The 8193-nt window shown below is 64.6% G+C and carries 9 protein-coding genes; 8 read left to right on the plus strand and 1 reads right to left on the minus strand.

Annotated elements, in window-relative coordinates; translation table 11 throughout:
• Positions 1–46: 46 nt before the first annotated feature.
• Genes ACVWW1_RS46980 through ACVWW1_RS47005 form a run of 6 tightly spaced genes read left to right on the plus strand, consistent with a single transcriptional unit; the run spans position 47 to position 4696 of the window.
• Complete coding sequence (locus ACVWW1_RS46980) at positions 47–1225, plus strand: thiolase family protein (RefSeq protein WP_456660591.1); 1179 nt, start codon at positions 47–49, stop codon at positions 1223–1225.
• On the plus strand, positions 1222–2235 hold the full coding sequence (locus ACVWW1_RS46985; protein ID WP_456660592.1) for an SDR family NAD(P)-dependent oxidoreductase: 1014 nt from the start codon (positions 1222–1224) through the stop codon (positions 2233–2235). Before ACVWW1_RS46980 ends, ACVWW1_RS46985 begins: the two co-directional genes overlap by 4 nt.
• A complete protein-coding gene (locus ACVWW1_RS46990; protein WP_456660593.1) occupies positions 2120–2464 on the plus strand; it encodes an SDR family NAD(P)-dependent oxidoreductase in 345 nt (114 codons plus the stop codon). The genes ACVWW1_RS46985 and ACVWW1_RS46990 overlap by 116 nt, the downstream gene beginning before the upstream one ends.
• Positions 2465–2498: 34 nt before the next feature.
• Positions 2499–3281 (plus strand): cyclase family protein, encoded by a 783-nt coding sequence (locus tag ACVWW1_RS46995; RefSeq protein ID WP_456660594.1) that lies wholly within the window; start codon positions 2499–2501, stop codon positions 3279–3281.
• Between the two features lie 56 nt (positions 3282–3337).
• The gene (locus ACVWW1_RS47000; RefSeq protein WP_456660595.1) at positions 3338–4495 is read left to right on the plus strand and encodes an ABC transporter substrate-binding protein; all 1158 of its coding nucleotides are present in this window, start codon (positions 3338–3340) and stop codon (positions 4493–4495) included.
• A gap of 30 nt (positions 4496–4525) precedes the next feature.
• The gene (locus ACVWW1_RS47005) at positions 4526–4696 is read left to right on the plus strand and encodes a hypothetical protein (protein ID WP_456660596.1); all 171 of its coding nucleotides are present in this window, start codon (positions 4526–4528) and stop codon (positions 4694–4696) included.
• A gap of 13 nt (positions 4697–4709) precedes the next feature.
• Here the strand turns inward: ACVWW1_RS47005 and ACVWW1_RS47010 are convergent, their stop codons facing one another.
• The gene (locus ACVWW1_RS47010; protein ID WP_456660597.1) at positions 4710–5273 is read right to left on the minus strand and encodes a MarR family winged helix-turn-helix transcriptional regulator; all 564 of its coding nucleotides are present in this window, start codon (positions 5271–5273) and stop codon (positions 4710–4712) included.
• Positions 5274–5701: 428 nt separating this feature from the next.
• Here ACVWW1_RS47010 and ACVWW1_RS47015 point away from each other — a divergent pair, with 428 nt between their 5' ends.
• Positions 5702–7045, plus strand: a complete 1344-nt coding sequence (locus ACVWW1_RS47015) for an IS1380 family transposase (RefSeq protein ID WP_176528776.1) — start codon at positions 5702–5704, stop codon at positions 7043–7045.
• Between the two features lie 292 nt (positions 7046–7337).
• Positions 7338–8135 (plus strand): SDR family NAD(P)-dependent oxidoreductase, encoded by a 798-nt coding sequence (locus ACVWW1_RS47020; protein WP_456660598.1) that lies wholly within the window; start codon positions 7338–7340, stop codon positions 8133–8135.
• Positions 8136–8193: the final 58 nt, after the last annotated feature.

An 8193-nucleotide genomic window follows, 5' to 3' on the forward strand; every position in this document is an offset into this window, starting at 1 on the left:
GTGTGGCTGGAGATGATCTGAGGCGGGCAGGCAAGGCAGGCGGCTGGTGAAAAATTCGCTGCGCACACCGTATGAGGGCATCGTGATGGCGGCTCCCGTCACGATCCCCTATGCGCGCTATTCCATCGAGAGCGCACAATGGTGGATTGGCCGCGCGCTGAGCGCGCTGGTCGCGCGGGCCGGCATCAAGGCCTCCGATATCGACGGCCTGTGCGTCTCCAGCTTCACCATGGGGACCGACAGCGGGATTGGACTGACACAGCATTTCGGACTGTGCATCAGATGGCTGGACACCATCCCGCTCGGCGGCGCCAGCGCCATCGCGGCATTGCGGAAGGCGGCGCGCGCGGTGCAGGCACACGATGCCGACGTCGTGGCTTGCGTGGCCGGCGATACCAACCACGTCGATTCCTTCCGCCTGACGCTCGAGAATTTCTCGCGCTTCAACCAGGACGCGGTCTATCCTTATGGCGCAGGCGGCGCCAATGCGAGCTTCGCGCTGATCGCGCGCAACTATATGCGGACTTATGGCGTCACGCGCGAAGACGTCGGCAGGATCGCGGTCGCCCAGCGTGCCAACGCGCTGCGCAACCCGCATGCGCTGATGAAGACGCCGCTGACGATCGAGCAGTATTTGGCGGCCCGTCCTATTTCCGACCCTATTCATCTGTTCGATTGCGTCATGCCGTGCGCCGGTGCGGAGGCCTTTCTTGTGATGCGGGACGAGACCGCGGCATCGCTTGGCTTGCCGGCTGCACGATTGCTGTCGACGATCGAGCGGCACAACGCCTTCGCCGACGATCCGATGCAGGTGCGTGGCGGCTGGGCGATGGATGTCGGCGAACTCTACGCGATGGCCGGCGTGAAGCCTGACGATCTCGATTTCGTCCAGACCTATGATGACTATCCGGTCATCACGATGATGCAGTTCGAGGATCTCGGCTTCTGCAACAAGGGCGAGGGCGCGGCCTTCGTTCGTCAGCACGATCTGACGGTTGACGGCGACCTCCCGCACAACACCTCGGGCGGCCAGCTCTCGGCAGGGCAGGCCGGCGCCGCCGGCGCCTATCTCGGGCTCGTCGAAGGATTGCGGCAGGTCCTGGGCGAAGCCGGACCCACGCAGGTGAAGGATGCAAAGCTCGGTTTGGCCTCGGGCTTCGGTATGATCAACTATGACCGTGGCCTGGCCTCGGGCGCCGTGATCTTTGCAGGGCCTGCGCGATGATCGATCCGATTGAGCTGCCCCGGCGCAAGAACCCGCTGCTGCGGACGCGACTTCCGACGTCGCCGCCGCAAGCGCGCAGCAGAACATCGCACGGCTTCACCCGCGCCGCCGCCGAAGGCCGCTTCATGCTGCAGCGCTGCGAGGCCTGCGGCGCCTTCGCCTATCCGGCACGTGAGGCGTGCCCCGCCTGCCTGTCGGCCGGTCTCGCGTTCGTCGATGCGCCGCGCCGAGGCGCGCTGCTGGCCGAAACGACGGCGCGCGTGCCGAGCGACGTTTATTTCCGCGAGCGGGCGCCGTGGCGCATCGGTCTCGTCAAGATGGACTGCGGTCCGACGATGGTGGCGCATCTGCATGCCGACTGCGTCGAAGGGGCGCCCGTCCTCATGTCGTTTCAGCTCGACAAGAGCGGTCAGGCGGTAGCCTTTGCCCGACCCGAGGGGGAGACTCCCAACATGGCGGACGACAGGCAGTGGCGGGAAATGACGGCTGATCCGAAATTCCGCCGTGTGCTCGTAACCAACGGCCGCGGCGTGATCGGCCAGGAGGCCGTTGCAGCACTGAAGGCCGCGGGCGCGAAGACGGTGTTCGTCGGCGTTGCCGAACCGTGGCGGCCGTTTGCCGGCGAGCAGCTGTTGCGCGGACAGCAAGGGATCGAGGTCGTGACACTCGACGCGGCCGACGAAAAGTCTGCGACCGATCTCGCGGCCGACATCGGCGGCAAGGTCGATATCCTCGTCAACACGACGGAATATGTGCGGCCCGGCGGCCTCCTCGACCGCAGGGGCACGAGCATCGCGCGGGACGAGATCGACCAGGCCTATCTCGGCTTCATCAACCTCGCGCAGGCCTTCGGTCCCGCGATGCGGATGCGGGGGGCGGATGGCGTCAACAACAGTGCGGCCTGCGGTCAATATCCTGTCGGTCTATGCGCTGGCGAACTGGCCCGCTTTCGGCGCCTACTCGGCATCGCAAGCCGCCTGCCTGTCGCTGTCGCATTGTCTGCGCGCTGAACTCAGGCCTGGTGGCGTCAAGGTGCTGAACCTGTTCACGGGGCCGGTCGACACCGAGTGGTTCCAGACCGTGCCGCCACCCAAGGTCGCGCCGCGCGCTGTCGCGCAGGCGATCGTGTCCGGCCTCCGGGGCGGGCTCGAGGAGATGTATCTCGGAGACGTCGCCGAGGAAATCAGGCAACGCCTCGCCGCCAATCCGAAAGCGCTTGAGCGCGAGCTCGACAGGTAAGATCAGGGTTTCAACCAAGCAGGAGGACGTGACGATGCAAAGCAAGAATCTCCTGGAGCTCGCAGGTGCGATCTCGTCTGGCGCGGTGCGCGTCGTCGATCTGACCTTCACGCTCAGTCCGGATTTTCCGGTCATCGTGCTGCCGCCGGAGTTTGGCCAGGCAGCTCCCGTCCGGATCCAGGAGATCTCGCGATATGACGGTCGCGGTCCGGCCTGGTACTGGAACAACGTGACATTCGGCGAGCACACCGGCACGCATTTCGACGCGCCGATCCACTGGTTCACAGGCAAGGATCTGCCGAACAACGCCGTCGACACGATGCCTGCCAAGGACATGATCGCTCCGGCGTGCGTCATCGACTGCTCGGCTGGCGCAGCGCAGGATCCGGATTTCCTGCTGACCGTTCCGCTCGTCGAGGCCTGGGAGGCGAAGCACGGGCGAATTCCCGCGCGGCAATGGGTTCTGCTGCGTACCGACTGGTCGAAGAAGGGCTGGCGCGACTACGCCAACCTCGGGGATGACGGCGCGCACACGCCGGGTCCGAATCCGGCCGTGATGAAATGGCTGGTGGAGGAGCGCGGCATCATCGGCTTCGGCACCGAGACGATCGGCACCGACGCGGGGCAGGCCGGCCATTTCGAGCCGCCTTATCCGGCGCATCACTTCCTGCACGGCGCCGGCCGATATGGCCTTCAATGTCTTTGCAATCTCGATCAGCTTCCCGCCACCGGCGCCGTCATAGTGGCTTCACCCCTGAAGATCCAGAACGGTTCCGGCAGCCCGCTGCGCGTGATCGCGTTGGTTTCGGCAGACTGAAGCGAGCGGATGGCGCTTGCCCGATAGATAAACGCAAATCAAGAAAGACAGGTGCCATGATCTCGATGAAGACCCTGCTGGCTTCTGCCGCGCTGCTTGTCGCCGTTCCGCAGGTCGGGCAGGCGGAGATCCTCGTCGGATTCGTCACCGGCCTCAGCGGGCCGGTGTCGTCGATCGGGATTCCCAATGCAAAAGGATTAGCGGCGGGCGAAGCCTATATCGGCGAAGTCGGCGGTGAGAAGCTCCGCGTCGTTCAACTCGACGACGGCTCCGATCCCGCGGCGTCGGCGCGTAACGCGCGCAAGCTCGTCGAGCAGGAGAAGGTCGACATCCTCATCGGCACGTCGGGTGCGCCGCAGACGCTGGCGATGGCGACAGCCGCGATCGAGATGAAGATTCCAATGATCGCGGTGTCGCCGATCGCGGCGGTGCCGCCCGGCGATGGCGGGCCTTGGGTCGTGCAGACGCCGCAACCGACGCCGCTTCTCGTTCAGGGCATCGTCGATCACATGAAGGCGCGAGGGTTGAAGACCGTCGCGTTCATCGGCTTCTCCGATGCCTTCGGCGACCTCATGTACGATTCGCTGACGCAAAGCGCCAAGGCGGCCGGCATCAAGGTCATCGCCAACGAGCGATACGCCCGATCGGATTCGTCGGTGACCGCCCAGGTGCTGCGCGCGTTGGCGGCCCACCCCGACGCCATCATGCTCGGCGGCACGGGAACGCCGGGAGCGTTGCCCGTGATCGCCTTGTCCGAGCGTGGCTACAAGGGACCGCTCTACGGCAACCACGGACTCATCAGCGCCGATTTCCTGCGGCTCGCCGGCAAGGCGGCCAACGGAATTATCTGCCCGACCGGGCCGGTGACCGCGGCCGAGCAGCTTCCAGCCAGCAATCCGATCCAGAAGGTTGCCTTGGCGTTCCGCGCGGCCTTCGAGAAGGCGAATGGCGAGGCGCCGACCGACTCGTTCTCATCCTATTCCTTCGACGGTTGGCTGGTGTTCGTCGATGCAGCCAAGCGCGCGCTGGCAACCGGCGCCAAGCCGGGCTCGCCGGAATTCCGCACCTCGCTTCGCGAGGCGCTGTTCACCACCAAGGAGCTGGCCGGGACCCAGGGCGTCTACTCCTACACGCCCGCGGATCGCCACGGCGTCGATGCGCGCGCGCGGATCCTGGTTCAGATCGAGGACGGGAAGTACAAGCTGCTGCCCTGATTGAGCGGCGGGATTGCGTCGGAGCACGGCGTGCAGGCGAACACCGGCAAGACGATGGAGCAGGGCAGTGCGATGCCGACACGGGCGCGCGCGGTCGATTTGTTTTCGCCGGCGGACAGCAAGAAGGGCGCACTGCGTGATGCGGGCGTGACGGCGGATATCTGGGACCGCGAGGCGGCCGGCATTCGGCTGCAGCGTTAGTTACAACGTCAGCTCACGGCTTCTGCATCGCGTCCTTGACGGTTCCCTTGAGCTCGTCGAGCTCGCTGGTCAATTCATCGAGCCGGTCGGCCGAGAATCCCGCCAGCAGTTCGGCCAGCCATGAGCCATGGCTCTTGGCCATGCGCCTGAAGGCCTTGCGGCCCTCGACGGTCATGCAAACGATCTGCACGCGCCGATCCAGGTTGGACGGCGTGCGCGTGATGTAGCCGTCCTCAACCAGGCGATCGACGATGGGTGTGAGGTTTCCGGCGGAGACCATCAGACGCTTCGGCAGCTCTCCCAGCACCAGTCCACTCGGCTCGCGGTCAAGCTGGGCCAGAACGTCGAAGCGCGGCATCGTGAAATCGAATTCCTCGCGGAACCGGCGCCGCAACTCGCCCTCGATCAGGGTTGTGCAAGCAAGCAGCCGAAGCCAAAGCCGTGTCTGAGCCCGGTACTCGGCCTCCTGGTCAACCCCGCTCTTGGGTGAAACAGGTGGGGACTCCTTCGCGACTGCCAAATCAGATCTCCTGCGGCATCCGGGCCCGCTGAACGCGACGACCTCGATGTCGGCCACAAGATAGTTCGTGCCAAAAGTAAATTCAAGGCTCGTTCAACGCGCACCGAAGTTGCTTGCCGATATGCAATTTTGCGGACCTTTGTTCGGAGAACAACTATCCCGATGGCTCTCCATTGGGCGCCTCGGTGATCTTTGGTCTGTATTGATACTTTAGACTTAAAATAAATCTGCGGCCTCTGCCGTGAGATTGCACGAGCCCACGGCAAACGAGGCCGCGTTTCCTCTCGTGTACCCTTCCGTGTTGACCGCGACAGTGCAGTCCGAAGCGACTTGCGAGCGGAACCGCCGTACGCGCCTACGTCCTAGCCCGTCTTATTCATCAGCGGCTTGTTGAGAGGCTGGCGAGCGTGGCGTAAGCCGCTGAGATGGCGTAGGATTCGGTTGCTGACACCCACCCTCCGCGCATCCGGGCCGCCACACTCGCCATGACCGACGATACGAGTCTGCCGTTCTCATTTCCAGCCGTTTCCCGCAAGAAGATCACAGCCTCGTTCGACGGCGGCAAGCTGACGTCGGATGGCGGCGTCATGCTTCTGGCCATGGCGGACCGGCGCCTCGGCTTGGCCGCGAAGTTGTCCTGCGTATTCCCCGAGCGGCGCGATCCGGGACGCATCGTGCACAGCCTTGCGGATATGATCCGCGCCCGCATCTTCGCCATCGCGTGTGGCTACGAGGATGGCAATGATCTCGATCGTTTACGCGGCGATCCGGCGTTCAAGCTGGCTTGCGGCCGACTGCCGGACACTGGCCGGGATCTGTGTTCGCAGCCGACCCTATCGCGCCTGGAGAATGCACCACACCTGCGCGAGGTGATCCGGCTGAGCTCTGTGCTGGTTGACCTATGGATGGACAGCTACGCGCGAGCGCCGAGCGCAATCACGCTCGACATCGACGACACGGTCGACGTGGTGCATGGCCGTCAGCAACTCTCGCTGTTCAACGCCCATTATGATGAACACTGCTTCCTGCCGATCCACGTCTACGACACCGAGCACAGCCGGCCTGTTGCGGTCATCCTGCGCCCCGGCAAGACGCCGAGCGGCCGCGAGGTGCGGGCACACCTGCGCCGCCTGGTTCGGCGCATTCGCCGGCGCTGGCCCGATACGCGTATCACCTTCCGCGGCGACAGCCATTACGCCGGCCCCGAGGCGATGACTTTTTGCGAGCAAAACGGCGTCGATTACATCTTCGCGCTAGCCGGCACGAAGCCGCTCGCCAGAAAGGTCGACGAGGTCTGTGATGCATTTCGAACCGAACGTGCGATCGAGAACAAGATCGTGGTTCGCGGCTACACCGAGACCCGCCACGCGGCCGGCTCCTGGCATCGTGAGCGCCGCGTCGTCGCCCGCATCGAGGCAACCCAACAAGGGCTCGACGTCCGCTACGTCGTCACCAGCCTGGATATCGGCTCGGCTGAGTGGATCTATGACAGCCTCTATTGCGCTCGCGGACAGGCCGAGAACCTGATCAAGCTGCACAAGACCCAGCTCGCCTCCGATCGCACCAGTTGCCGCTCGGCGCTCGCCAACCAGGTCCGCCTCGTCTTCCACACCGCCGCCTATTGGCTCATCCTCGCCGTGCGCGATGCCATCCCAAAGCCGCGCGATCTGGCAACGGCCGAGTTCAACACGATCAGGCTCAGGCTTCTCAAGATCGCAGCCCGCGTCATCGAGACCGCCACCCGCGTCCGTCTCGCCTTCGCTGCGGCGTGCCCCGACGCCGACCTGTTCCGCGGCTTGGCAAACGCTCTGGTCCCGCAAGCACCCTGACGCGCGGGGCATGAGCCCCCGGTCACCCCGCTGCCGTCCTCCAACGCGTTCACGAAGTCGGGTCGAAAAGCGGCGAAAAAGCCGAAGCGTTCGCGCGCGCCTTCACCCCGACCGGAAATGTTCCAGCTGCCCCGCCCGGCAATCATGAATAAGACGGGCTAGCGTAGCTGCGCTTGAGTCCAAGACGTACTTGGCCCGGTGGGTCTAACTGACAGCAACGAACGATCGTCGGATAGCAGTTTGTCGTCCGGCTCGACGAAAACGCGGGCGGCATCGAGGGCGAGGCGAACACATGAGATTCAGAGGACGAACGGCCTTGGCGTCGGAGGGCGCTAACGTTGCCGTCATGGGCCGGCGACGGGAGCCGTTGCAGGCGTTGGCAGACGAGACCGGCTGCTTCGTGGTGCAGGCGGACGCGGCCGACAGCGTCGCCGTACGGGCAGCGTTGCAGGAGATCCACGGCAAGTTTGGCAAGGTGGACATCCTGATCGCCAATGCCGGAGGCCACGGCGTCGGTCCGACAATCTCGATGACTGACGAGACGTGGTCGCTGGCGACCCGGCTCAACCTCGACACAGCCTTTGTCTGCGCCCGCGAAAGCCTTCCGGATCTCATCGCGCAAACAGGCGCCGTCGTGGTCGTTGCTTCGATCGCCGGTTTGTTCGCGGGCCCCGACGCGGCCGGCTATGTGACAATGAAGCACGCCTGCATCGGCTTCGGCAAATCGCTGGCGCGCGATTACGGCCGCAAGGGTGTGCGGACCAATATCGTCTGTCCCGGCTGGGTCGCGACAGCGATGGGGTCCGTGTCGCCGAGCGCGCGGACGAATACGCCCCGGTCGAAGCAGGTGTCGGCGTATCCGCGCGCGCAGCCCGGAGCTGCCCTGAGCGGCCTCGATCTCGACCGCGCCGAGCAGAGCGCAATCTGCTTCCGGGGCAGCATGATTGGACATCCTCCGGGCGACGCACCGCTTTGTGTGCGCTACGCGTGCACTGGCAGGTCAAAACGGGTACAAGCGTGCGCAAATTCGGCCTGGTTTGAAGCGAACATGCTTATGGGCATCCCTTTGAATTCCAAGGTAACTCGCTGAAATATCAAGATTATATCTTTTCCGTGGCCCCCATGATGGATTGGAGCGAGAGTTTAAG

Source organism: Bradyrhizobium sp. JR3.5 (assembly GCF_054057015.1).